Origin of the sequence: Cupriavidus sp. UGS-1 (assembly GCF_021213615.1) — a bacterium.
Taxonomy (GTDB): Bacteria; Pseudomonadota; Gammaproteobacteria; order Burkholderiales; family Burkholderiaceae; genus Cupriavidus.
The window spans coordinates 1-23,106 of the sequence record NZ_JAJQJF010000026.1; the positions used below are offsets into that span (position 1 = coordinate 1).

A 23,106-nucleotide genomic window follows, 5' to 3' on the forward strand; every position below is an offset into this window, starting at 1 on the left:
GGGCGACGGCCCCCTTGGCCGGTCCGCCCGCCAGCATGCCGGACATGCGCGACGTCCGCGGCCAGGGGCAGGCGCGCCGCGCGATGGAGGTCGCCGCGGCGGGCCAGCACTCGGCGCTGCTGATCGGCCCGCCGGGCACCGGCAAGTCGATGCTGGCGCAGCGCTTTCCCGGGCTGCTGCCGCCGATGACGCTGCAGGAGGCGCTCGAATCGGCCGCGGTGCTGAGCCTGACCGGCGCCGGCTTCCAGGCCGAGCGCTGGGGCCGCCGGCCGTTCCGCTCGCCCCACCATACCGCCTCGGCGGCCGCGATGGTCGGCGGTGGCGGCGATCCGCGCCCCGGCGAGATTTCGCTGGCGCATCACGGCGTGCTGTTCCTCGACGAGTTGCCCGAGTTCGAGCGGCGCGTGCTGGAGGTCCTGCGCGAGCCGCTGGAGTCCGGCCGCATCACGATCTCGCGTGCGGGCCGGCAGGCCGACTTCCCGGCACGCTTCCAGTTCGTCGCGGCGATGAACCCCTGCCCCTGCGGTTACCAGGGCCATCCGGCCCGGGCCTGCCGCTGCACGCCGGACCAGGTGCTGCGCTACCAGTCGCGGCTGTCCGGGCCGCTGCTGGACCGGATCGATCTGCAGATCGAGGTGCCGGCGCAAAGCCAGCAGGAGACGCTGGACGGCCCGCCCGGCGAGGACAGCGCGTCGATCCGCGCGCGCGTGCTGGCCGCCCGGGCGCGGCAACTGGAACGGCAGGGCAAACCCAACGGGGAACTGGCGGGACAGGAGATCGAGCGGCACTGCCCGCTCGACGAGCAGGCGCAGGGGCTGCTGCGGGCGGCGATGGCCCGGCTCGGCTGGTCGGCGCGGTCGTACTTTCGCGTGCTGAAGGTCGCGCGGACCATCGCGGACCTGGGCGGCGCCGACATCGTCGGCGCGGCACACGCGGCGGAGGCGGTGCAGTATCGGCGGGTATTGCGTCCCGCCTAGCTGACCCGCCTGCGATCGGCTCCCCTCTCCCGCTGGCCGGAGAGGGGTCGGGGGAGAGGGAACGGGCGATCGCCCTATCGACGCCGCCGGTCATTCAATCGCCCTTGCCCTTGCCCTCTCCCCCGCCCCTCTCCCACAAGTGGGAGAGGGAAGCGAACCGGCGCGGTGGCGGCGCGTTGCGGTACATCAAGCCAAAAGGCGAGCTTCGGGAGGCTCGCCCGGCGGTTCCGGCTCTTCCTCGATCGGCGGATGATCGGGTGGCACGCCGGGCGGCGGCGGGTCTTCTATCGGGGGAACGGTATGGTCGGCGCGGCACGGCATCGGTCGGCTCCAGGAGCGGGGTAACCACCATTGAAGCAAACCGGCCGGGGGATCGCCAGCCGGCGCGGTCCGACAGCGCTCAGCCCGGCTGGCGCCGCACGAAGAACAGCGCGGCCCCGACCGCCATCAGCACGCTGCCGAACACGCGGTTCTGCCAGCGCATCGCGCGGGCATCGCGGAACAGGCCCTGCATGCGCGAGGCCAGCAGCGCGTAGCCGTGCATCACGACCAGGTCGACCGCGCACATCGTCACGGCCAGGATCGCCAGCTGCGGCGCCAGTGGCCGCGCCGCATCGATGAACTGCGGCAGCACCGCGACCATGAAGACGATGCCCTTCGGATTGGTGACATTGGTCAGCAGCCCGGTGGCGAACCGCCGGCGCGGACTCATCGCGGCCACGCGGATGCCGCCCGGTGACTGGCCGTCGCCGCGCGCATCGGCCGGCTCCTGCTCGACGCGCGCGCGCCACTGCTGCACGCCCAGATAGATCAGGTACAGCGCGCCGACGGTCTTGACCGCGGCAAACGCGTGCTCGGACGCGAGCAGCAGCGCGCCCAGCCCACCGCCGGCGACCAGCAGTACGATCAGCAGCCCCACTTGCAGGCCGAGGATCGTCGTGGTGGTCCTGCGCAGCCCATAGGACAGTCCGTGGCTCATCGACAGCACGGCGCCCGAGCCCGGCGAGACCGCGATCGCCCAGCAGGCCGCGAAATAGGCGAGCCAGATTTCCCAACGCATGATTTGCTCCTTCTTGTCTTTGCCTAAGCTCGAACCTTTTCGAACCTCGCGGGCCTTTCCAAACCCCGGGCTTTTCCCCAAACCCCGGCCTTTTCCAAGCCCCGGGCTTTTGCAAGCCCCGGACTTTGCCAAACTCCGGCCTTTTCCAACCCCCGGACCTTTTCAAATCCCCGGATCGCTTCAAACGCCGGCGGCGTTCAGCCCGCCGCCCGCTTCCACAGCCGCGGCACCAGGGCATACCAGAGGTAACCGGCAAGCTGCAGCGCCAGCAGCCCGCCCAATGCCGCGCGGAAGGCGTCGGCCTGCGGCAGCCCGGCGTCGCGGAACAGATCGATCGCGACACCCAGCCCCCACTGGATCAGGAAGCTGCCGCCGAACACCAGCAGGTTGTAGGTGGTGTTGGCGCGCCCCGCCACCTCGGCGGGAAACGCCAGGCTCAGCGTGCTGAGGATCAGCGACAGCGTGCTCGCGCACATCGCCAGCAGCGGCCACAGCAGCCACGCCGCCGGCGCGGCCCAGGCGACAATGGCCGCCTGCAGCACCAGCGTCAGGCCGGCGCCGATCATCACCAGCCGCGCGGACTCGACCGGGTCGCGCGCGCGCCGCGGCGCCAGCCACCCCAGCAGCAGATACCCGGCCAGCAGCGCGATATTGAACAGGAACAGGATCTGCGCGGTGCGGTCCGGCCCGAAGCCGAGCACGTCGACCAGCCACGGGCCGACCCACAGCGTCTGCACCGCCATGAAGCCGGCCTGGTTCAGCAGCCCGAACGGCATCACGCGGACGAACGCCGGGTGGCGCAGCAGCGCGCGATAGCCGCCGGCCATCGCCGTCGGTGCCTGCGCCGCGACGTTACCGCCGGCGCTTCCGATGTCGGCCGCGAAATTGGCGGACTCGGCCGATGCGCTATCCGGCTGCGCCCGGCGCGCCAGCCGTGCACTGCGCCGCTCGACCCGCGCCAGCCCCCGATACAGCGCCAGCGCCGACGCCAGCAGCAGGCCCGCCATCACCAGGAACACGCCGCGCCAGCCCAGCCACGGCAGCACCGCCTGCACCGGCAGTGTCGTCATCAGCGCGCCGCCGCTGCCGGCCACCAGCATCCAGACCGACAGCTGGCTCTGGCGCGCGGTCGGAAACCAGCGGCGATACGCCGTATAGGAAGCCATCAGGCAGGCCGACACGCCGGCGCCGATCAGCGCCCGGCCCAGCCACAGGGTCGCCGCCGAGCCGGCCAGCGCAAAGACCAGCGCGCCGGCTGCGGCGATCAGCAGCAGCACGGTCTCGACGCGGCGCACGCCGCGCCGGTCCAGCCACTGGCCGACGGGAAGCTGCATCGCGGCGAAGGCGAGGAAATAGGCCGACGACAGCAGGCCGAGGTCGGCGTTCGACAGCCGCAGGTCGGCGATCAGCTCGGGCGCGATCACCGCGTTGATCGTGCGCAGCGCGTACGACAGCACATAGGCGGCCGCGAAGCAGGCGAACACCAGCGCGCCCTCGCCCCGGCGCAGCAGCGCGGATGGGCGCATCGTCAGGCCGAGGCGGGTGCTGCGTGGACTGGTACGGGTAGTACGGGAACGCATCAGAACGGGTGGAAGCCGGCCAGGAACTGCTCGACCTGCTCGGCCTGGCGCTGGTCGCGCGCGGCATCGCCGGCCTCGAGCACGACGGCCTGGTAGACCTTCGTCCCCTTGGCGACCAGCCGCGCGGTCAGCCGGCGCGGCGCCTTGTCCTGTGGCGACACCCCGGCCACGCGGATCTCGATGCCCTGCAGCGCCACCGGCGGCTGCGCGGACGACATCACCGTGACCGCGCGCGTCTGTACCGGTTCGGTCGGCGCGTTGCCGAGATTGGCCAGCAGGCCGGACTGCATCGCCGACAGCGCCTCGGCGCGCAGCGCCGCGTCGTCGCCGGGCAGCGTGACCACGCCGACGGCGAACAGCGTCTCGTCGACGCGCGCCGCCTCCATCGTCATCGGCAGCTTGCGGCCCGCGATCGCGACATCGCGCGCGGCGCTGGTCGGCTTGCCGGGATAGAGCGCGGCGTACCCGCCCTCGTTGGACTGGATCGTCCGCCAGTCGTAGCGCGGCGAGCAGGCCAGCAGCGCGGCGACCGCCAGGGCGGCGCAACACCGGGCCGGCCGGCGGAGGAACGAAAGGCGAGACATCGAAAGCGTGATCGGGCGGTGAACGGAAGACGGCAGAAAAAAGCGGGCCACGCGCCGCCCCGGCAGCGGCGCGGCCAAGCCGCTATTATCGGGGATCAGGCACTGGCGCAGTGTCTTTCTCTTCTCGATATTTCATTATGGTTTTCGACTTCGCAGGTCGCCGCATCGGTCCGGCATCGCATCGGGGCGCCATCCCGGCGCGGGTGGCCGGCATGCTGGCCATCCCCGCGATCGCCCTGGCGTTCGCCGTGGCGCCGCCGCCGGCACGGGCGGCGAGCGCCACGCATCTGCCGGCGGTCAGCGACCTGGCGGCGGAAACCCGCGCGGCCAGCCGGCGCGGCGAACCGCTGGTGGTGCTGGTGACGCTGCCGGACTGCGGCTATTGCGACGCGGTGCGGCGCAACTACCTGGGCCCGCAGGCCGCGAGCGGAGAGGTTGTGGCGCGCGAGCTCGACATGAGCGCGGCGACGCCGATCCGCGATGCCGACGGCCGTGCCACCACCGCGCGGGCCTGGGCGCGCGAACACGGCATCCGCTTCGCGCCGACGGTGCTGTTTCTCGACGGCCGCGGCCGCCCGGCCGCGCCGCCGCTGCGCGGCATGCAGCCTGATTTCTACGGCGCCTATCTGGAACAGTCGCTCGACACCGCGCGCGCCGCGATGGCGGCGACGGCCGGCGGGCGCTGACCTCCCGTCACCGCCGCGGCCTCGGCGCTAGAATGGCGGTTTCTCCCTCCTTCGGTCGGCCCATCATGACTTCGTCCGCCTCCCAACCGGAACGTCCCGCCTCTGCCCGCAAGCGCTGGCCGCTGGTCGCGGGCCTGCTGGTACTGGTCCTGCTCGGCTGGTTAGGCTACCGCGCGTTGACCCCGGCCCGGCACGCGCCGCAAGCGACCTTCGTGCTGCTGTCCGGCGAGCGCGTCAGCACCGCGCAGCTGCAGGGCAAGGTCTATATGGTCAACTTCTGGGCCACCAGCTGCACCACCTGCGTCAAGGAGATGCCGGACATGGTGCGCACCTATCAGCAGTTCAAGGACAAGGGCCTCGAGTTCGTCGCCGTGGCGATGAGCTATGACCCGCCGATGTACGTGACCAATTTCACCGAGACGCGCAAGCTGCCGTTCAAGGTCGCGCTCGATTCGGACGGCTCCGCGGCCAAGGCCTTCGGCGACGTGCAGCTGACGCCGACCACCTTCGTGGTGGACAAGGACGGGCGCATCCTGAAGCGCTACGTCGGCGAGCCGGAATGGGACAGCCTGCACAAGCTGCTGGATGAGGCGTTGGGCAAGGCGGTTTGATGCGCTGACAGGGAAGGGGCGGCCGCGGTATGCCGGCGCCGCTTGCCCTCTCCCCAATCCTCTCCCGCAAGCGGGAGAGGGAGAACCCAGTATGCATTCGGCAAGGCTCTCGCGAAGGCGGGCGAGATAGCTGGCCGCAGGCGTTCGACAAGGCTGCGGCTTGCTCCTCTCGCCCGCTCGCGAGAGGGCCGGGGGAGAGGGCAACTCCGGCGCTACCACGCCAAAAGCGCCCCTCTCGCCCCTTCAACCATCCCCCGCTTGCCCAACACATCTGTATGGATATACAGTCTGCGGCGAACATTTCCGGTTTTCGCCCTCGCTCGCTACTGTGTCCGTCGCTCTCGCTCCTGCACCCGCCGCTGCCCCGGCCGACCCGGCCGATCCGGTCGACTATCTCGCCGCGCTCAATCCCGAGCAGCGTGAAGCGGTCGAGCACCCGACCGACCAGCCGCTGCTGATCATCGCCGGCGCGGGCTCGGGCAAGACCAATACGCTGGCGCACCGCGTCGCGCACCTGCTGCTGGGCGGCGCCGATCCGCGGCGCATCCTGCTGCTGACGTTCTCGCGGCGCGCCGCGGTCGAGATGGGCCGGCGCGTCGAGCGCATCGTTGACCAGGCCTTCGCCGCCCGCAACGGCGCCACGTCGTCGGCCAATCCCGGCCGCGCGGCGCTGCAATGGGCCGGCACCTTCCACGCGATCGGCGCGCGGCTGCTGCGCGAATACGCGGAGACGCTGGGCCTGTCGCCCTCGTTCACGATCAGCGACCGCGGCGATTCGGCCGACCTGATCAACGTGGTGCGGCACGACCTCGGCCTGTCGGCGCAGAACGCCCGCTTTCCGCGCAAGGAAACCTGCCTGGCGATCTATTCGCGCGTGGTCAACACGCAGTTGCCGCTCGAAGAGGTGCTGCAGCGCCAGTTCCCGCGCTACGCGATGTGGGTCGACGCGCTGCGCACGCTGTTCGCCGGCTATGTCGAGGCCAAGCAGAAGCAGCAGGTGCTCGACTACGACGACCTGCTGCTGTACTGGGCACAGGCGCTGGCCGAGCCGGCGCTGGCGCGCGACATGGGCGAGCGCTTCGACCACGTGCTGGTCGACGAATACCAGGACACCAATGCGCTGCAGGCGGCGATCCTGCTGTCGCTCAAGCCCGACGGCCGCGGCCTGACCGTGGTCGGCGACGATGCGCAATCGATCTACGCGTTCCGCGGCGCCACCGTACGCAACATCCTCGACTTCCCGCACCGCTTCTCGCCACCGGCGGGACAGGTCACGCTGTCGCGCAACTACCGCTCGACGCAGCCGATCCTGGCCGCGGCCAACGCGGTGATCGGGCTGGCGGCCGAGCGCTTCACCAAGGACCTGTGGTCCGACCGCGCCAGCGCCGAGAAACCGGGCGTGGTGGTGGTCAACGACGAGACCGAGCAGGCGCGCTTCGTGGTCGAGCGCATCCTCGCGCGGCGCGAGGAAGGGCTGGCGCTGATGGCGCAGGCGGTGCTGTTCCGCGCCGCCGACCACAGCGCGCAGCTCGAACTGGAGCTGGTCCGCCGCAACATTCCGTTCGTCAAGTTCGGCGGACTCAAATTCCTCGAGTCGACCCACGTCAAGGACATGCTGGCGGCGCTGCGCTGGCTCGAGAATCCGCGCGACCGCATGGCGGGCTTTCGCACGCTGCAGCTGATGCCGGGCGTCGGGCCCAAGACCGCGGCACGTGTGCTCGACGGACTGGAGCTCGCCAGCGATCCGCTGTTCGCGCTGGAATCGTTCGAAGCGCCGCCGGCGGCCGCCGAGGCATGGACCGAACTGGTCGCGCTGGCGCGCGAGGCGATGGCCCCCGCGGCGGCATGGCCGGTCGACTTCGAACGCGTGCTGCGCTGGTACGAGCCGCATCTGGAACGGTTGCACGACGATGCCGCCGCGCGCGCCGCCGACCTGCAGCAGCTGGCGCGCATCGCCGCGACCTACGGCTCGCGCGAACGCTTCCTGACCGAGCTGACGCTGGACCCGCCCGACGCCTCCAGCGACGAATCGGGCGTGCCGCTGCGCGACGAGGACTATCTGATCCTGTCGACGATCCATTCGGCCAAGGGCCAGGAGTGGAAGGCCGTCTACGTGCTGAACGCGGTCGACGGCTGCCTGCCGTCGGATCTCGCCACCGGCACCACCGAGGAGATCGAGGAAGAGCGCCGGCTGCTCTACGTCGCGATGACGCGCGCACGCGACCATCTCGATATCGTGGTGCCGCAGCGCTTCTACGTGCATCAGCAGCCCGGCATGGGCGACCGCCACGTGTATGCGTCGCGCACGCGCTTCCTGCCCAATCGCGTGATGCCGCATTTCCACAGCCGCGCGTGGCCGCCGCCTCCGCCGGTCGACGCGGCGCCCCAGCGCGCGTCGCTGCCGGCGGTCGACCTGGCCGCGCGGATGCGCAATATGTGGCGATGAGCCGGCCGTAGGGGCCGTAGTGTGGGCGTAGCCCGCGGACACCCGTTACCCCGCGCCTGCGACGAGGGCGTCGGACCGGCGCTTGTTGTGCGCCATAGCTAACTCCCGCCACGGCGCCGCCCTGCAGACGCCGCCATGCGGTCGAAACGGCCCCCGGCTCGCCGTATAATTCCGAGCTTCCCACCGTTCCGACCGGCGCCCAGCCGCCCGCGCGGCCCAGCCGAGCGTGCCGCGCCCTCCCACGCATGAGCAGCTACTACCAGCACCACGTCTTCTTCTGCCTGAATCAGCGCGAGCCGGGCGAAAACTGCTGCGCCAACCACAACGCCAAGGCGATGCAGGAATACGCCAAGAAGCGTTGCAAGGAGCTGGGCATCGCCGGCGGCGAGGGCCGCGTGCGGATCAACAAGGCGGGCTGCCTGAACCGCTGTGAACTCGGTCCGGTACTGGTGGTCTACCCGGAGGCCGTTTGGTACACATTCGTCGACGAGCAGGACATCGACGAAATCATCGACAGCCATCTGATCCACGGCAAGCCGGTCGAACGCCTGATGGTGGATCGCTGAGCGCCGCGCTCGGACCGCATCCGTCGCCATCCCGCTGCCAGCCGCCGCCCACGCTCCCTTTCGTTCCCGGATTTCCGCCCTTCCTGCCATGAACGCGCATACCCAGGTACTCACCGTTGCCGGTCCCGCCGGCGCGATCGACGTGTCGGTCGACCTGCCGCAGGCCGCGCCGGTGCGCGGCCTCGCGCTGGTCGGCCATCCGCATCCGCTGTTCGGCGGCACCAAGGACAACAAGGTCGCGCAGACGCTGGCGCGTGCCTTCGTGCAGCTGGGCTACGCCACCGTGCGGCCGAACTTCCGCGGCGTCGGCGGCACCGCCGGCGAGCACGACAACGGCCAGGGCGAGCAGGACGATCTGCTGGCGGTGATCGACTGGATGCGCCAGCAGCGCGACTGGTCCGCCGACGCGGCCACGCTGCGGCTGGCGCTGGCCGGCTTCTCGTTCGGCAGCTTCGTCGTCAGCCATGTGGCGCGGCGCCTCGCCGAGGCCGGCACGCCGGCCGAACGGCTGGCGATGGTCGGCACCGCGGCCTCGCGCTGGCAGGTCGCCGACGTTCCCGCCGACACCATCGTGATCCACGGCGAGCAGGACGAGACCGTGCCGCTCGCCAGCGTGCTCGACTGGGCGCGGCCGCAGGAGCTGCCGGTCACGGTGATTCCCGGCGCCGACCATTTCTTCCATCGCAAGCTGCACCTGATCAAGCAGCTCGTCGTCAATGCGTGGCAGCGCTGAGCCCGGGCATTGAGCGGGCGGCCACGGCGATCCGTGGCCGCCGCTCCATGCCCCGCCGCCACGCCCGCGTGGCGGCGCGACGCTGCCCTTTCTTTCTTGTCGGAACCTGAAAACATGTTCAATCAAGCTTCGCCGCTGTTCTTCCACCGCATCGCCCATACCCTGCTGGCCAGCGCCGCCGTGCTCGCGCTCGCCAGCGCACCGCTGACGGTGCGCGCGCAGGCCGTGCCGATGCCGCAGGTGGCAGCCAAGGCGTGGATGCTCTACGACGTCACCAGCGGCCAGGCGCTCGGCTCGCAGAATGCCGACGCCCGCATCGAGCCGGCTTCGCTGACCAAGATCATGACCGCCTACCTGGCCTTCCAGGCGCTGAAGGAAAAGCGGCTGACGCTGGACCAGGCCGTGGTGCCGACCAATGTCGTGCTGAAGGTCAAGAGCGACGAGTCGCGCATGTTCATCGAGCCGAACAAGCCGGTCACGGTGCAGGACCTGCTGATGGGCCTGATCGTGCAGTCGGGCAACGACGCCGCGCTGGCACTGGCCGAGGCCGTTGGCGGCTCCGAGGAAGGCTTCGTCGCGATGATGAACCGCGAGGCCCAGCGCATGGGCATGAAGAGCACGCACTTCACGAATACCGACGGCATTCCCGACCCGAACCACTACACCACCGCGGCCGATCTGGCGATCCTGACGACGCGCCTGATCCAGGACTTCCCCGAGTACTACGGCATGTACTCGCAAAAGGAGTTCACCTATAACAAGATCAAGCAGCCCAACCGCAACCGCCTGCTGTACATCGATTCGACCGTGGACGGCGTCAAGACCGGCCACACCCGCTCGGCGGGCTACTGCCTGATTTCCTCGGCCAAGCGCCCGCTGGCCAACGTGCCGAACGGCTCGCGCCGCCTGATCTCGATCGTGATCGGCACCACCAGCGAACAGGTCCGCACCCAGGAAAGCCTGAAGGTGCTGAACTACGGCTTCCAGTTCTTCGACACGCTGCGCCTGTACGACAAGGGCCAGGTACTGGCCACGCCGGACATCTACAAGGGCCGCAACGACACCATCAAGATCGGCGTCCGCGACGAGACCTACGTCACCGTGCCCAAGGGCACCGCGGGCCGTCTGAAGCCGGTGCTGGAGCGGCAGGAGCTGCTGGTGGCGCCGATCTCGGCCGGCCAGCAGGTGGGCACCGTCAAGCTGATGGACGGCACCACCAAGGTGGCGGAATTCCCGGTGGTCGCGCTGGAGGAGGTGCCGGAGGCCGGCTTCTTCGGCCGCATCTGGGACACCATCCGCCTGTGGTTCAAGCGCAAGTAACAAGCAACAAGGAGGCCGCCGCCATGAGCGCCGACAACACCGACAACGGGTCCGACCGGCCTTCGCTGATCGAGTACCCGAGCGATTTCCCCATCAAGGTGATGGGCGCGATGCAGGATGGCTTCGCCGAGGCCATCGTCACGCTGGTGCAGGAATTCGACCCGGGCTTCCACGCCGGCAAGATGGAGATGCGCCCGTCGCGCAACGGCAACTATCTGGGCCTGACCGTGACGGTCTGGGTCACCAGCCGCGAGCAGCTCGACGACCTGTATCGCGCGCTGACCGCGCATCCGATGGTCAAGGTGGTGCTGTAACGCCTTCGGCCTTGGCCACTGCTGCCGCCCTCTCCCCCGGCCCCTCTCCCGCAGGCGGGAGAGGGGAGCCACCCGCGCGGTGAATCTCGAGGCCGCCGAGGCGCGGTCCCTCTTCCCTGAATCATGAATACCCTGACCCTGAAGCCCGGCAAGGAGAAGTCCCTGCTGCGCCGCCATCCCTGGATCTATGCGACCGGCGTCGACCGCGTCGAGGGCCGCGCCGAGCCAGGCGCCACCATCACCGTACGCGCCGCCGACGGCCGCTTTCTCGCCAAGGCCGCCTACAGTCCGCACTCGCAGATCCGCGCACGCGTCTGGACCTTCGACGAGAACGAGCCGGTCGACCATGCGCTGATCAAGCGCCGCGTCGCCGCGGCGGTCGCCCATCGCCGCCAGTGGGTCAGCGACAGCGACGCGGTGCGGCTGGTGTTCGGCGAGGCCGACCGTCTGCCCGGGCTGGTGGTCGACTACTACGGCGCCGGGCGCGGCGCCGAGCAGGCGCAACTGGTCTGCCAGTTCAATGCCGCCGGCGTCGAGCAGTGGAAGGACGCGATCGTGCAGGCGCTGGTCAGGGAGACCGGTTGCCCCAACGTCTACGAGCGCTCCGACGCCGCGGTGCGCGAGCGCGAAGGGCTGGAGCTGGTGACCGGCGTGCTGGCCGGTGCCGAGCCCAACCCCGAGCTGTCGGTGACCGAACATGGCGTGCGCTACTACGTCGATGTCCGCAACGGCCACAAGACCGGCTTCTATGTCGACCAGCGCGACAACCGCAAGCTGGTCGGCGACCTCGCCGAAGGGCGCGAGGTGCTGAACTGCTTCTGCTACACCGGCGGCTTCTCGCTGGCCGCGCTGCGCGGCGGCGCGGCGTCGGTGGTGTCGATCGATTCGTCGGGCGAGGCGCTGAAGATCGCCGAGGGCAATGTCGCGCTGAACGGCTTCGATGCGGGCCGCGCGACGTGGCTCGACGCGGACGTGTTCAAGTCGCTGCGGCAGTTCCGCGCCGAGGGCCGGCAGTTCGACCTGATTGTGCTGGACCCGCCCAAGTTCGCGCCGTCGGCCCAGCATATCGACCGCGCCGCGCGCGCCTACAAGGAGATCAACCTGGTCGGCATGCAGCTGCTGCGCCCGGGCGGGCTGCTGTTCACCTACTCGTGCTCGGGCGCGATCGGCATGGAGCTGTTCCACAAGATCGTGGCCGGCGCCGCCACCGACGCGCGCGTCGACGCGCGCATCCTGCGGCGGCTGTCGGCCGGCACCGACCATCCGATGCTGGCGGCCTTCCCCGAGGGCGAATATCTGAAGGGGCTGCTGCTGCAGCGCGTGTAGCCGCGGATCGGCGCACCGCGTTGCATCGACGGCTTGCCGCTTCATCGAGACGTCACCGGGTCGTCCCCGGATCGTCATATTGCCGCTCTACCATGCCGTTGACGGTTCCGGCATTGGCAGGTGCCCGCCGTCGATGTATCAGTCTTCGTGGTAATTGCCCCGCCCCGGACGCGGGGCTTTTTTTTGGTTCGTCGCCGATTACCGGGCGCTAGACTGGGGCCTCTACCGTTGCGCTACCGTCGCCTCGCGCAGCTTTCCTATAATCGAACGATCGTTCAAAAAAAGCCGATGCCACGCATCGCTTCCGAGGTCCAGGAGACACCATGCCCGCCGCCAAACAGATTCCCGCCGCCCTGCAGAACCTGACGCTGCCCGTGATCGCGTCGCCGATGTTCATCGTCAGCTATCCGGAACTGGTGCTGGCGCAATGCAAGGCCGGCATCGTCGGTTCGTTTCCGGCGCTGAACGCGCGCCCGGCCGAACTGCTCGACGAATGGCTGACGCAGATGCAGCAGGACCTGGCGGCGCACCGCGCGGCCAATCCTGATGCCACGATCGGGCCGATCGCGGTCAACCAGATCGTGCACGCGTCGAATGCGCGGCTGGAGCAGGACGTGCGCGTCTGCGTCGAGCACAAGGTGCCGATCTTCATCACCTCGCTGCGCGCGCCGGTCAAGGAGATGATCGACGCGGTGCACAGCTATGGCGGCATCGTGCTGCACGACGTGATCAACCTGCGCCATGCCGAGAAGGCGATCGAGGCCGGCGTCGACGGCCTGATCCTGGTCGCGGCCGGTGCCGGCGGGCATGCCGGCACGCTGTCGCCGTTCGCGCTGGTCGGCGAGGTGCGGCGCATCTTCGACGGCCCGATCGCGCTGTCGGGCTCGATCGCCACCGGGGACGCGGTGCTGGCGGCGCAGGCGATGGGCGCCGACTTCGCCTATGTCGGCACGCGCTTCATCGCTTCGCAGGAAGCGCATGCCAGCGAGGCCTACAAGCGCTCGATCACCGATGCGGCCGCCGCCGACATCGTCTACACCAACCTGTTCACCGGCGTGCATGGCAACTACATCCGCGAGAGCATCCTCAATTCGGGGCTCGATCCGGAAAACCTGCCGCAGGCCGACAAGAGCAAGATGGACTTCTCCAGCGGCAGCTCGAAGGCCAAGGCGTGGAAGGACATTTGGGGCGCGGGCCAGGGCGTCGGGCAGATCGACGCGATCCAGTCGGCCGGCGAGATTGTCGCGCGGATGAAGGCCGAGTACGATGCGGCCAAGGCACGCCTGTGCGCCGCCTGCTGACCGCCTCCGCCACCGCGGACGCGGTCGTCCCCGCAGACCGCTGGAGATTCCCCGCTGGATAAACCCCCTGTCGTCATTGCCGAGGTCCGGCGCAGCCGCCGCGAACGCCTGGTGCGCGCGGCCTGGGCCACGCTCGGCATCGTCTGCATGGTGCTGGCGGTGCTCGGCATCTTCCTGCCGGTGCTGCCCGCCACGCCGTTCGTGCTGCTGGCCGCGGCCTGCTTCGCGCGCGGCTCCGAACGCTTCCACGACTGGCTGATGAGCCATCCCCGGCTCGGGCCGATCGTGCACGACTGGCAGCGCCACCGCAGCATCCCGCTGCGCGCCAAGATCCTGGCGATCGGGATGATGTGGATCTCGCTGCCGACCACGGCCTGGCTGCTGCGCGCCAGGCCGGCATTCTCGATCGCGCTGCTGGCGATCGGCGTCGTGGCGACGGCCTATCTGCTGTACCTGCCGACCCGGCCGCGCGGCGGCTATGGGCCCGCATCGGCCGCGCCGCCGGCCGAGCCGGAACCGCCGCGGCGCCGCTGAACGCGCGCCCCGTTGGACGCGCTCAGTCGTAGCTGCGCGCGTCCTCGATGACCTTGCCGTCCTGCGGCAGCGAACCGGCCGGCACGAACTTCACCTCGCCCTTGAGCCGCATCACGTCGCGCATCGACACGGCGATCGCATCGGCCAGCCCTTGATCGTCCCGCGTGGCGTCGCAATGCAGCGTCATCACGTCGGCGCCCGGCGCGCCGGTCACCACCAGCCGCACGGCGCGCAGCTCGGGATGGCGGCGCATCACCTCCCCGATCTGGCCCGGATGGACGAACATCCCCTTGACCTTGGTGGTCTGGTCGGCGCGGCCCAGCCAGCCGCGCAGCCGGATATTGGTGCGCCCGCAGGGGCTCGGCGTCGTCGACGAGCCCGGCACGACGGCGGACAGGTCGCCGGTGCCGAAGCGGATCAGCGGATAGTCCTCGTTGCCCAGCACCGTGACCACCACTTCGCCGACCTCACCCTCCGGCATCGGCCGCGTGCCACCCGGTTCGACGATCTCGACCAGCACGCCCTCGTCGACCACCCAGCCGTCGGCGCCCTCGCTCTCATAGGCGATCAGCCCGACATCGGCGGTGCCATACATCTGGTGCACCTTGATGCCGCGCTCGACGAACCACGCGCGCAGCGAAGGCGGCAGCGCCTCGCCCGACACCAGCGCCTTGGCCAGGCTGCATGGCTGGCCGAGCTCGGCGCCGCGTTCGAGCAGGATCTTCAGGAAGGACGGCGTGCCGGCGTAGGCCGCGGGCCGCAGCATCGACAGCGCCTGCACCTGCGATTCGGTCTGGCCGACGCCGGCCGGAAACACGCAGCAGCCCAGCCGGTGCGCACCGGTTTCCATCATCATGCCGGCCGGCGTGAAGTGATACGAGAAGGTGTTGTAGACCAGCTCGCCGCGGCGAAATCCTGCGGCGAACATCGCACGCGCGGTGCGCCACCAGTCGGGCCCGTGGCCGTCGGGTTCGTGCAGCGGCCCGGGCGATTGGTAGATATGGCGCAGCGCGCCCAGCGGCGTCGCGTTGAGCCCGCCGAGCGGACCGCTGGCCTGCTGCAGCGCGCCGAGCTGCGCCTTGCGCGTGACCGGCAGCGCGGCCAGCGCCTCGCGCGAGGTCAGCGCCCGCGGATCGACATCGCGCAGCGCCTCGGCGAAGTACGGCGCGTGCGTTCTGGCATGCGCGACCTGGCGCGACAGCGCGGCCAGCAGGGACTGTTCGCGCGCGGCGGGGTCGCGCGTCTCGAGAGCGTCGAAGTGTTCTGACATGGGTGACGGATGTCGTTAAGGATGGTTGCCGCTCAGGCGAGCCAGCGCTTGCGCCGGCGGTAGCTCTTGACGTCGCGGAACGACTTGCGGCCGCCGCCGTCGGCATCGTTGGCGGCCACGCCGAGGTAGAACTCCTTGACGTCCTCGTTGGTGCGCAGCGCCTCGGCGGCGCCATCCATCACCACGCGGCCGTTCTCGAGGATGTAGCCGTAGTCGGCATAGCGCAGCGCGACCATCGTGTTCTGCTCGGCCAGCAGGAAGCTGACGCGCTCGCGCTGGTTCAGGTCGCGCACGATCTCGAAGATCTCCTCGACGATCTGCGGCGCCAGCCCCATCGACGGCTCGTCGAGCAGCACCATGTTGGGCTTGGCCATCATGGCCCGGCCGATCGCGCACATCTGCTGCTCGCCGCCCGAGGTATAGCCGGCCTGCGACTTGCGCCGGGTCTTCAGGCGGGGGAAGTAGGTGTAGATCTTGTCGAGCTCGTCGCGCGTTTCGCCGCGCGAGAGCCCGCGCGTATAGGCGCCGGTCAGCAGGTTTTCCTCGATGGTCAGGTGAGCGAAGCAGTGCCGGCCTTCCATCACCTGGATCACGCCGCGCTTGACCAGATCGTTCGGCGTCAGCTGGTCGACGCGCGCGCCGCGGTATTCGATCGACCCCTTGGTCACGTCGCCGCGCTCGGCGCGCAACAGGTTCGAGATCGCCTTCAGCGTGGTGGTCTTGCCCGCCCCGTTGGCCCCCAGCAGCGCGACGATGCTGCCCTCCGGCACGTCGAGCGACACGCCCTTGAGCACCAGGATCACGTGGTCGTAGATCACTTCGATGTTGTTGATGGACAGCAGGGTCATGGTGACCTCGGTAGTGAAAGCGGGCCGTTGAATCGAGGCGTTGGCATGTAACTCGGGGGTTCTCCCTCTCCCCCTCAGGGGGAGAGGGTTGGGGAGAGGGAGGTGGTGTCCAGCCGCGGTGGTCCATCCACCGCCGCTTGCCCTCTCCCCCGCCCCTCTCCCGCAAGCGGGAGAGGGGAGACCACTCTCGCAATTTCAGGCCATTGCAGGCATCACGACTTCGCGCAAGCCGGCGTGATGCCCTTCTCCTTCGCGTACTGCGCCGCGTTGGCCTTGAACAGCGGGTGGATCAGGCTCTTGTTGCCCTCGATCCAGTCCGACACCACGGTCCACTTGGCGCCGTCCCATTGCTGGATCTTGACCTTGCCCGAACCCTCGTGGTTTTCGCAGCTGGTCTTGATCTCCGGCAGCAGGCCGGTGGCGCCGAGCTGCTGCAGCCGCGCGTTGGTCAGGTTCAGGTTCTCGAAGGCCCAGCGCATCTGCTCGCCGCTCATCGGCTTGCCCTTGCCGAACTTGTTCTGCGCGACGCGAATGGCCTCGACCGTGACCACCGCCGCCGACACGCCGCGGTTGTACAGCACCGAGCCGATCTTGTTGCGGTCCTGCATATTGCCCTTGCCGCCGCCGTAGACCACCTTCTCGATATCGGCGATCAGCGGCACGCCCTTGCCGGCCACGTTCCAGGTCGCGCTCATGTAGCCCTTGGCGGCGTCGCCCGCGGGCACGGTGTCTTCCTCTGAGCCGGCCCACCACGAGCCGATCATCTTGTCGCGCGGATAGCCGACCTTCTGCGCGGCCTTCAGCGCGGTCTGGTTCATCACGCCCCAGCCCCAGAAGATCACGTAGTCGGGCCGCTCCTGGCGGATGCGCAGCCATTGCGCGCCCTGCTCGTTGCCCGGATGCGCGACCGGGATCTCGATCAGGTCGAACTTGCCCAGCTTGGCCTCGGCCTGCAGCGCGACGATCGGCTCCTTGCCATAGGCCGAATCGTGGTACAGGTAGACGATCTTCTTGCCGGCCAGCGAACCGCCGCTCTTGCCGGCCAGGTACTTGACGATCGCCGACACCTGCATCTGGTAGGTCGTCACCAGCGGGAAGGCGTAGGGGAACACCGAGCCGTCCACCGCGTCGGTGCGGCCATAGCCCATCATCACCAGCGGCACCTTGTCGGCCGCCGTCTTGTCGACCAGCGCGTACGAGATGCCGGTCGACATCGAATGGTAGGCGGTGCCCTTGGTGGTCGGGTTCTTGCCCTTCAGGCGCTCATAGCATTCGACGCCCTTGGCATTGTTGTACTCGGTCTCGCACTCTTCCCAGCTGAGCTTGACGCCGTTGACGCCGCCTTCCTTCAGGTTGACGTAGTTCAGGTAATCGATAAAGCCGCCGTACCAGGACTGCCCGTTGGCGCCATACGGACCGACCCGGTAGCTCGGCAGCGCGATGAACTGCTCGCCGCTCTGGGCCTGCGCCGGCAGCGCCGGCACCAGCAGCGCGGCGGCCGCGCCGACTGCCAGCGCGACGCGCTGGGCATTGCGAATCAGGTTGCTCATCACTGTCTCCTTCACCTTGGCAGGTGCATTGTTATGGCGTTGTTGTCCAACGACCCGTTTGCATGACACCGACGCGTGCCCCGTCGACACGGCGTCAATGCGGGAACGGCCACAGCCGCAGCTTCTCCTTGCCGATCTGCCACAGCCGAGCCAGGCCGTGCGGCTCGACGATCAGGAAGAAGATGATCAGGCCGCCGAACACCATCATCTGGATGTGCGACACCGTCGCATTGGTGAACGGCAGGTGCAGCAGCGCGGCCAGCGGCGGCAGCATGTTGTCGAGCAGGATCGGCAGCAGCAGGATGAACGCGGCGCCGAGGAAGGAACCGAGGATGCTGCCGACGCCGCCGATGATGATCATGAACAGCACGCGGAACGACAGGTCCAGCGAGAAGCCGTCCGGCTCGACCGAGCCCAGGTAGCAGAACGCGTACAGCGCGCCGGCCACGCCGCAGTAGAACGAGCTGACGGCGAAGGCCAGCAGCTTGGTGCGCATCAGCGGAATGCCGATGACCTCGGCCGCCACGTCCATGTCGCGCACCGACATCCATGCGCGTCCGGTCGACGAGCGCACCAGGTTCTTGGCGATCAGCGCCAGCACCGTGACGATCGCCAGCACGAACAGGTACTTGCGCATCGGCGTGTCGATCGGCAGGCCGAACAGGTCCAGCTGCTGCGCGGTGATCACGCCCGACGAGCTGTTGTTCGAGAACCAGGGGAATTTGGTCAGCGCCCACACCACGAAGAACTGCGCGGCCAGCGTCGCCACCGCCAGATAGAAGCCCTTGATCCGCAGCGAGGGCAGGCCGAAGGCCACGCCGACCAGGGCGGCCGACAGCCCGGCCAGCACGAACGTCAGCAGCACCGGCAGTCCCTCGATGCGCAGCTGGAAGTTGTAGGCCGCGTAGGCGCCGACCGCCATGAAGGCCGCGGTGCCCAGCGACAGCTGGCCCGCGTAGCCGGTCAGGATGTTCAGCCCCAGCGCGGCAAGCGAGAAGATCAGGAAGGGGATCAGGATCGCCGAGAACCAGTACTCGCTGCCGATCAGCGGCACGCCGACGAAGGCGAGCGCGAGCAGCACGGCGAAGCCGATGCGGTCCTGCCGGATCGGAAAGATCTGGCTGTCGGCGACATAGTCGGTCTTGAACTGGCCGGCTTCACGATAGAACATGGGCGACTCCCTGGCGTCGTGCCGCTGGATCGTTGGGGACCGTCACACGCGGTCGATATGCTTTTCGCCGAACAGCCCCTCGGGCCGCACCAGCAGGAACAGCAGCGCGAACACATAGGGGAACCAGCCCTCGATGCCGCCGAAGTTGCCGCCGAACATCGACTGGAACACCGGCGGGATATAGATCTCGGCCAGCTTCTCCGAGGCGCCGATGATCAGCCCGCCGACGATCGCGCCCGGCACCGAGGTGAAGCCGCCGAGGATCAGCACCGGCAGTGCCTTCAGCGCGGTCAGCGTCAGCGCGAACTGCACGCCATTGCGCGAGCCCCACAGCATGCCGGCCACCAGCGCGACGAAGCCGGCCACGCCCCAGACGATGGCCCAGATGTTCTGCAGCGGAATGCCCAGCGACAGCGCGGCCTGGTGGTCGTCCGCCACCGCGCGCAGCGCGCGGCCGACCTTGGTGTACTGGAAGAACAGCGCCAGCGTGGCGACCAGCACGCCGGCGATCGCCGCCGCGGCCAGGTCGAACTTCGAGATCACGATATTGAAGCGGGTCAGGATCGCCTCGATCGGCTCGTCGACGATGCCCAGCTGGATCGGCCGCACCTCGTTGCCGAACAGCAGCGGCCCCAGCCCCTCGAGGAAGAACGACAGGCCGATGGTCGCCATGAACAGCGTGATCGGCGGCTGGTTGACCAGCTTGCGCAGCACGAAGCGTTCGGTGCCGATGCCGACCAGCGTCATCACGAAGAAGGCGCCGATCACGGCCGCCCACATCGGCATGCCCTTGTCCATCAGCCCGACCACGGCCAGCGCGGCGAAGTAGACCATCGCGCCCTGCGCGAAATTGAACACGCCGGAGGCCTTGTAGATCAGCACGAAGCCGAGCGCCACCAGCGAGTACATCAGCCCGGACAGCAGTCCGCCGAGCAGGATTTCGAAGAAGAAGGTCATCGGCGTGGCCTCGGTGAAGGACGGGAGTCAGCGTTGCGCAAGTGGGCGATGCCGTTCAGTGCGACGCGCCCAGGTAGGCGCGGATCACCTCGGGGTGGGACTTGACCTGCTCGGGCGTGCCGTCGCCGATCTTCTTGCCGTAGTCGAGCACCACCACGCGGTCGGAGATGTCCATCACCACGCCCATGTCGTGCTCGATCAGCACGATGGTGGTGCCGAACTGCTGGTTGACGTCCAGGATGAAGCGGCACATATCCTGCTTCTCCTCGACGTTCATGCCCGCCATCGGTTCGTCCAGCAGCAGCAGCGAGGGCTCCGCCGCCAGCGCGCGCGCCAGTTCGACGCGCTTCTGCAGGCCGTAGGGCAGGCGCCCCACCGGCGTCTTGCGGATCGACTGGATCTCGAGGAAGTCGATCACCTCCTCGACTTTGCGCCGGTGCGCGATCTCCTCGTTGCGGGCCGGTCCCCACCACAGCGCGTTGGCCAGCAGCCCGGAGCGAAAGCGCGTGTTGCGCCCGGTCATGATGTTGTCGAGCACGGTCATGCCCTTGAACAGCGCGATGTTCTGGAACGTGCGGGCGATGCCCTGGCGCGCGGCGGCGGTCGGATTCATCTTGCGCCGCTCCTCGCCGCGGAACACGATGCGTCCCTGCTGCGGGTGATAGACGCCGTTGATCACGTTCAGCATCGAACTCTTGCCGGCGCCGTTCGGGCCGATGATCGCGCGGATCTCGTGCTCCCGGACATCGAACGAGATGTCGGTCAGCGCCTTGACGCCACCGAACGACAGCGAGATATGCTGCAGATCGAGGATCACCTCGCCATGCCGCGTCGCGGTCGCCCCTGTCGCACGCTGGTTCGACTTCGACTCCGCCTCGATCGCCACGCCGCCTTCGGCCAGCGGCTCGCCGGCTTGCTGTGTCCCGGGCCCTGCCCCTGCGCCGGACCATTCAGGCGAGCCGTCGGCCCGCCGCTCCACGCCTTGCCACGCCATCTGCGTCATCCTCCTGCCCCTGCTATGCCGCTTGCTCGGCGGGCGTCGCGGCGCCGGCCTGCGTTGCCGTCGCGGCCTGCGCCGCTGCCGCCGGCGGGAAGCGCCGGGCATCCACCAGCTTCAGCGTCGCGCTGACGCTGCCTTCGCGCCCGTCCTCGAACTTGACGCGCGTCTCGATGAACTGCTCCGCGCGGCCGGCATACAGCGCGTCGATCAGCACCGCGTACTTCTCCGCGATGAAGCCGCGGCGCACCTTGCGCGTGCGGGTCAGTTCGTCGTCGTCCGGATCGAGCTCCTTGTGCAGGATCAGGAAGCGCGCGATCTGCGAGCCGGACAGCGCCGGATCCTTGGCCAGGTCCGCATTGACCTGCTCCACGCATTCGGTGATCAGCTCGATCACCTGCGGCTGCGCGGCCAGGTCGATATAGCCCGCGTACGGCAGATGGCGCCGTTCGGCCCAGTTGCCGACCGCCTCGAAGTCGATGTTGACGAAGGCGCAGACGCGGTCGCGGCCGGTGCCGAACGCCACCGCCTCCTTGATGTAGGGGAAGAACTTGAGCTTGTTCTCGATGTACTTGGGCGCGAACATCGAACCGTCGGCCAGCTTGCCGACGTCCTTGGCGCGATCGATGATCTTCAGATGGCCGTCGGCGTCGATCACGCCGGCGTCGCCGGTCATGAAGTAGCCGTCGTCGTTGATCGCCTCGCGCGTCGCATCGTCGCGCTTGTAGTACGCCTTGAGCAGACCCACACCGCGCACCAGCACCTCGCCGTTGTCGGCGATGCGGATCTCCATGCCGGGCGCGGCCGGGCCGACCGAGTCGAACTTGACCTGGCCGTCGGGCTGCAGGCAGACATAGGCGCAGGTCTCGGTCTGGCCGTAGAACTGCTTCAGGTTGATGCCGATCGAGCGATAGAAGCGGAACAGGTCCGGGCCGATCGCCTCGCCCGCGGTATAGGCCACGCGGATGCGGCTCATGCCGAGCACATTGCGCAGCGGGCCGTAGACCAGCCATTCGCCGAGCGCGTAGCGCATCCGCTCGAGCAGCGGCACCGGACGGCGATCGAGGATGTCGGCGCCGCAGCGGCGCGCCACGGCCATGGCCCGGTCGAACAGCTTGCGCTTGAGCCAGCCGGCATCCTCCATGCGGATCATCACCTGCGTCAGCAGGCTTTCGTAGATGCGCGGCGGCGCGAAGTAGTAGGTTGGGCCGATCTCGCGCAGATCGGTCATCACGGTCTCGCGCGACTCGGGGCAGTTGACGGTAAAGCCCGCGGCCAGCGCCTGCGCGTACGAGAACAGGTTGTCGCCGACCCAGGCCATCGGCAGGTACGACAGCACATCGTCGTCGGGGCCGAGCCGGTCGAATTCGCAGCCATGCATCGCCGCGCCGATCAGGCCGCGGTGCGAATGGCAGACGCCCTTGGGCTTGCCGGTGGTGCCCGAGGTGTACAGGATGATCGCCGTATCGTCCGGATCGCCGGCCGCCACGGCCTGGTCGAAGAAGCCCGGATGCGCGCGGTCGTATTCGCGGCCGATCTCCTGCAGGCGCTCATACGACATCAGCGACGGATGGTCGTAGTCGCGCAGCCCGCGCGGGTCTTCGTAGATCAGGTGGCGCACCGCACCGCCCTGCGCGGCCAGGTCCTGCTCGACCTCGAGCAGCTTGTCGACCTGCTCCTGGTCCTCGACCACCGCGAACGCGATTTCGGCGTCGCGCAGCACGTAGACCATTTCGCTGGCGATCGCGTCCTGATACAGCGGCACCGGCACGCCGCCCAGCGCCTGGGCGGCGGTCATGGCCCAGTACAGCCGCGGACGGTTGTCGCCGACCACCGCCAGGTTCATGCCGCGGCCGAAGCCGAGCGCCGCCAGCCCGCAGGCCAGTGCGCGTACCTCTTGCGCCGCCTGCGACCAGCTGCTCGTCTGCCAGATACCGAGATCCTTCTCGCGATAGGCCGGATGATCCGGCCGCTGCTGCGCATGCGCCAGCAGCAGTCGCGGGAAGGTCGTTGCCGACCTGTCCTGCATCGCTGTCTCCTGTCCCTCCGGCGGGTGGGTTCCCGCCGGTGCCAAGCGCCGGTGCCGATCGTTATACTTGCCGCTGGTCGCCCGCCGGCCAGACGGCCGCGGCGCGCCAGGGATATCGTGGCCGCGCCTTTGCGCGCGGGTCGGTCCGTGGTGAACGTAAGATAGCCGATGCCCCTCCCCCCGGTTGTCACGTCGGTGACAATTCCGGGTTAATCCCTAGCGGAGTCCTCGCCGGACTCCCGACCG

The 23,106-nt window shown here is 69.0% G+C and carries 21 protein-coding genes; 11 read left to right on the forward strand and 10 right to left on the reverse strand.

The annotated features are described in order from the left end of the window. Nucleotides 1-977: YifB family Mg chelatase-like AAA ATPase (locus LRR16_RS23040; RefSeq protein WP_232207206.1), on the forward strand; the 977-nt coding region annotated here is incomplete at its 5' end. 400 nt (nucleotides 978-1,377) lie between these two features. Here LRR16_RS23040 and LRR16_RS23045 read toward each other — a convergent pair. From LRR16_RS23045 to LRR16_RS23055, 3 genes are all read right to left on the reverse strand, one after another. After that, the gene (locus LRR16_RS23045) at nucleotides 1,378-2,037 is read right to left on the reverse strand and encodes a LysE family transporter (protein ID WP_064577354.1); all 660 of its coding nucleotides are present in this window, start codon (nucleotides 2,035-2,037) and stop codon (nucleotides 1,378-1,380) included. A 197-nt stretch (nucleotides 2,038-2,234) separates the two neighbouring features. Continuing rightward, complete coding sequence (locus LRR16_RS23050) at nucleotides 2,235-3,617, reverse strand: MFS transporter (protein ID WP_232207207.1); 1,383 nt, start codon at nucleotides 3,615-3,617, stop codon at nucleotides 2,235-2,237. Then, nucleotides 3,617-4,201 carry a hypothetical protein gene (locus LRR16_RS23055; protein WP_064577356.1) on the reverse strand — a complete coding sequence of 195 codons (585 nt, stop codon included), beginning with the start codon at nucleotides 4,199-4,201 and terminating at the stop codon, nucleotides 3,617-3,619. Before LRR16_RS23055 ends, LRR16_RS23050 begins: the two co-directional genes overlap by 1 nt. A 212-nt stretch (nucleotides 4,202-4,413) precedes the next feature. Here LRR16_RS23055 and LRR16_RS23060 point away from each other — a divergent pair, with 212 nt between their 5' ends. The 10 genes from LRR16_RS23060 (at nucleotide 4,414) to LRR16_RS23105 (ending at nucleotide 14,038) form a co-directional block, all read left to right on the forward strand. Next, a complete protein-coding gene (locus tag LRR16_RS23060; RefSeq protein WP_232207208.1) occupies nucleotides 4,414-4,887 on the forward strand; it encodes a thioredoxin fold domain-containing protein in 474 nt (157 codons plus the stop codon). A 65-nt stretch (nucleotides 4,888-4,952) separates the two neighbouring features. Next, entirely contained in the window at nucleotides 4,953-5,498 is a 546-nt protein-coding gene (locus tag LRR16_RS23065) for a TlpA disulfide reductase family protein (protein ID WP_006578237.1), read from the forward strand. A gap of 328 nt (nucleotides 5,499-5,826) precedes the next feature. Beyond that, nucleotides 5,827-7,944 carry an ATP-dependent helicase gene (locus tag LRR16_RS23070; protein ID WP_023264785.1) on the forward strand — a complete coding sequence of 706 codons (2,118 nt, stop codon included), beginning with the start codon at nucleotides 5,827-5,829 and terminating at the stop codon, nucleotides 7,942-7,944. A 245-nt stretch (nucleotides 7,945-8,189) separates the two neighbouring features. Next, a complete protein-coding gene (locus LRR16_RS23075; RefSeq protein ID WP_006578238.1) occupies nucleotides 8,190-8,510 on the forward strand; it encodes a ferredoxin in 321 nt (106 codons plus the stop codon). 88 nt (nucleotides 8,511-8,598) lie between these two features. After that, on the forward strand, nucleotides 8,599-9,243 hold the full coding sequence (locus LRR16_RS23080) for an alpha/beta hydrolase (RefSeq protein WP_232207209.1): 645 nt from the start codon (nucleotides 8,599-8,601) through the stop codon (nucleotides 9,241-9,243). Nucleotides 9,244-9,357: 114 nt separating this feature from the next. Then, nucleotides 9,358-10,563: a D-alanyl-D-alanine carboxypeptidase family protein gene (locus tag LRR16_RS23085; RefSeq protein WP_232207210.1), complete on the forward strand. Its 1,206-nt coding sequence runs from the start codon at nucleotides 9,358-9,360 to the stop codon at nucleotides 10,561-10,563. Nucleotides 10,564-10,586: 23 nt separating this feature from the next. Next, a complete protein-coding gene (locus LRR16_RS23090; RefSeq protein ID WP_023264787.1) occupies nucleotides 10,587-10,877 on the forward strand; it encodes a DUF493 family protein in 291 nt (96 codons plus the stop codon). A 123-nt stretch (nucleotides 10,878-11,000) separates the two neighbouring features. Further along, nucleotides 11,001-12,203, forward strand: coding sequence for a class I SAM-dependent rRNA methyltransferase (locus LRR16_RS23095; protein ID WP_232207211.1), 1,203 nt, complete (start codon nucleotides 11,001-11,003; stop codon nucleotides 12,201-12,203). 323 nt (nucleotides 12,204-12,526) lie between these two features. After that, complete coding sequence (locus tag LRR16_RS23100; protein WP_232207212.1) at nucleotides 12,527-13,504, forward strand: nitronate monooxygenase family protein; 978 nt, start codon at nucleotides 12,527-12,529, stop codon at nucleotides 13,502-13,504. 111 nt (nucleotides 13,505-13,615) lie between these two features. Then, complete coding sequence (locus tag LRR16_RS23105; RefSeq protein WP_082928731.1) at nucleotides 13,616-14,038, forward strand: YbaN family protein; 423 nt, start codon at nucleotides 13,616-13,618, stop codon at nucleotides 14,036-14,038. 22 nt (nucleotides 14,039-14,060) lie between these two features. On the opposite strand, the gene LRR16_RS23110 is transcribed toward LRR16_RS23105, so the two are convergent. From LRR16_RS23110 to LRR16_RS23140, 7 genes are all read right to left on the reverse strand, one after another. Continuing rightward, a complete protein-coding gene (locus LRR16_RS23110; protein WP_006578242.1) occupies nucleotides 14,061-15,308 on the reverse strand; it encodes a phenylacetate--CoA ligase family protein in 1,248 nt (415 codons plus the stop codon). A 32-nt stretch (nucleotides 15,309-15,340) separates the two neighbouring features. Then, nucleotides 15,341-16,156 carry an ABC transporter ATP-binding protein gene (locus tag LRR16_RS23115; RefSeq protein WP_006578243.1) on the reverse strand — a complete coding sequence of 272 codons (816 nt, stop codon included), beginning with the start codon at nucleotides 16,154-16,156 and terminating at the stop codon, nucleotides 15,341-15,343. Between the two features lie 212 nt (nucleotides 16,157-16,368). Then, nucleotides 16,369-17,706, reverse strand: a complete 1,338-nt coding sequence (locus LRR16_RS23120) for an ABC transporter substrate-binding protein (RefSeq protein ID WP_023264789.1) — start codon at nucleotides 17,704-17,706, stop codon at nucleotides 16,369-16,371. 94 nt (nucleotides 17,707-17,800) lie between these two features. Then, nucleotides 17,801-18,877: a branched-chain amino acid ABC transporter permease gene (locus tag LRR16_RS23125; RefSeq protein WP_006578244.1), complete on the reverse strand. Its 1,077-nt coding sequence runs from the start codon at nucleotides 18,875-18,877 to the stop codon at nucleotides 17,801-17,803. A gap of 42 nt (nucleotides 18,878-18,919) precedes the next feature. Next, nucleotides 18,920-19,834, reverse strand: coding sequence for a branched-chain amino acid ABC transporter permease (locus LRR16_RS23130; protein ID WP_006578245.1), 915 nt, complete (start codon nucleotides 19,832-19,834; stop codon nucleotides 18,920-18,922). A gap of 55 nt (nucleotides 19,835-19,889) precedes the next feature. Continuing rightward, nucleotides 19,890-20,837, reverse strand: a complete 948-nt coding sequence (locus tag LRR16_RS23135) for an ABC transporter ATP-binding protein (protein ID WP_232207213.1) — start codon at nucleotides 20,835-20,837, stop codon at nucleotides 19,890-19,892. 13 nt (nucleotides 20,838-20,850) lie between these two features. Then, nucleotides 20,851-22,860 (reverse strand): long-chain fatty acid--CoA ligase, encoded by a 2,010-nt coding sequence (locus tag LRR16_RS23140; RefSeq protein WP_064577370.1) that lies wholly within the window; start codon nucleotides 22,858-22,860, stop codon nucleotides 20,851-20,853. Nucleotides 22,861-23,106: the final 246 nt, after the last annotated feature.

Bases quoted from the DNA above. Each gene is read 5' to 3' on its own strand.
- LRR16_RS23045 (WP_064577354.1), bottom strand. From the start codon at position 2,037: ATGCGTTGGGAAATCTGGCTCGCCTATTTCGCGGCCTGCTGGGCGATC.
- LRR16_RS23050 (WP_232207207.1), bottom strand. From the start codon at position 3,617: ATGCGTTCCCGTACTACCCGTACCAGTCCACGCAGCACCCGCCTCGGC.
- LRR16_RS23055 (WP_064577356.1), bottom strand. From the start codon at position 4,201: ATGTCTCGCCTTTCGTTCCTCCGCCGGCCGGCCCGGTGTTGCGCCGCC.
- LRR16_RS23060 (WP_232207208.1), top strand. From the start codon at position 4,414: ATGCTGGCCATCCCCGCGATCGCCCTGGCGTTCGCCGTGGCGCCGCCG.
- LRR16_RS23065 (WP_006578237.1), top strand. From the start codon at position 4,953: ATGACTTCGTCCGCCTCCCAACCGGAACGTCCCGCCTCTGCCCGCAAG.
- LRR16_RS23075 (WP_006578238.1), top strand. From the start codon at position 8,190: ATGAGCAGCTACTACCAGCACCACGTCTTCTTCTGCCTGAATCAGCGC.
- LRR16_RS23080 (WP_232207209.1), top strand. From the start codon at position 8,599: ATGAACGCGCATACCCAGGTACTCACCGTTGCCGGTCCCGCCGGCGCG.
- LRR16_RS23085 (WP_232207210.1), top strand. From the start codon at position 9,358: ATGTTCAATCAAGCTTCGCCGCTGTTCTTCCACCGCATCGCCCATACC.
- LRR16_RS23090 (WP_023264787.1), top strand. From the start codon at position 10,587: ATGAGCGCCGACAACACCGACAACGGGTCCGACCGGCCTTCGCTGATC.
- LRR16_RS23095 (WP_232207211.1), top strand. From the start codon at position 11,001: ATGAATACCCTGACCCTGAAGCCCGGCAAGGAGAAGTCCCTGCTGCGC.
- LRR16_RS23100 (WP_232207212.1), top strand. From the start codon at position 12,527: ATGCCCGCCGCCAAACAGATTCCCGCCGCCCTGCAGAACCTGACGCTG.
- LRR16_RS23110 (WP_006578242.1), bottom strand. From the start codon at position 15,308: ATGTCAGAACACTTCGACGCTCTCGAGACGCGCGACCCCGCCGCGCGC.
- LRR16_RS23115 (WP_006578243.1), bottom strand. From the start codon at position 16,156: ATGACCCTGCTGTCCATCAACAACATCGAAGTGATCTACGACCACGTG.
- LRR16_RS23120 (WP_023264789.1), bottom strand. From the start codon at position 17,706: ATGAGCAACCTGATTCGCAATGCCCAGCGCGTCGCGCTGGCAGTCGGC.
- LRR16_RS23125 (WP_006578244.1), bottom strand. From the start codon at position 18,877: ATGTTCTATCGTGAAGCCGGCCAGTTCAAGACCGACTATGTCGCCGAC.
- LRR16_RS23130 (WP_006578245.1), bottom strand. From the start codon at position 19,834: ATGACCTTCTTCTTCGAAATCCTGCTCGGCGGACTGCTGTCCGGGCTG.
- LRR16_RS23135 (WP_232207213.1), bottom strand. From the start codon at position 20,837: ATGACGCAGATGGCGTGGCAAGGCGTGGAGCGGCGGGCCGACGGCTCG.
- LRR16_RS23140 (WP_064577370.1), bottom strand. From the start codon at position 22,860: ATGCAGGACAGGTCGGCAACGACCTTCCCGCGACTGCTGCTGGCGCAT.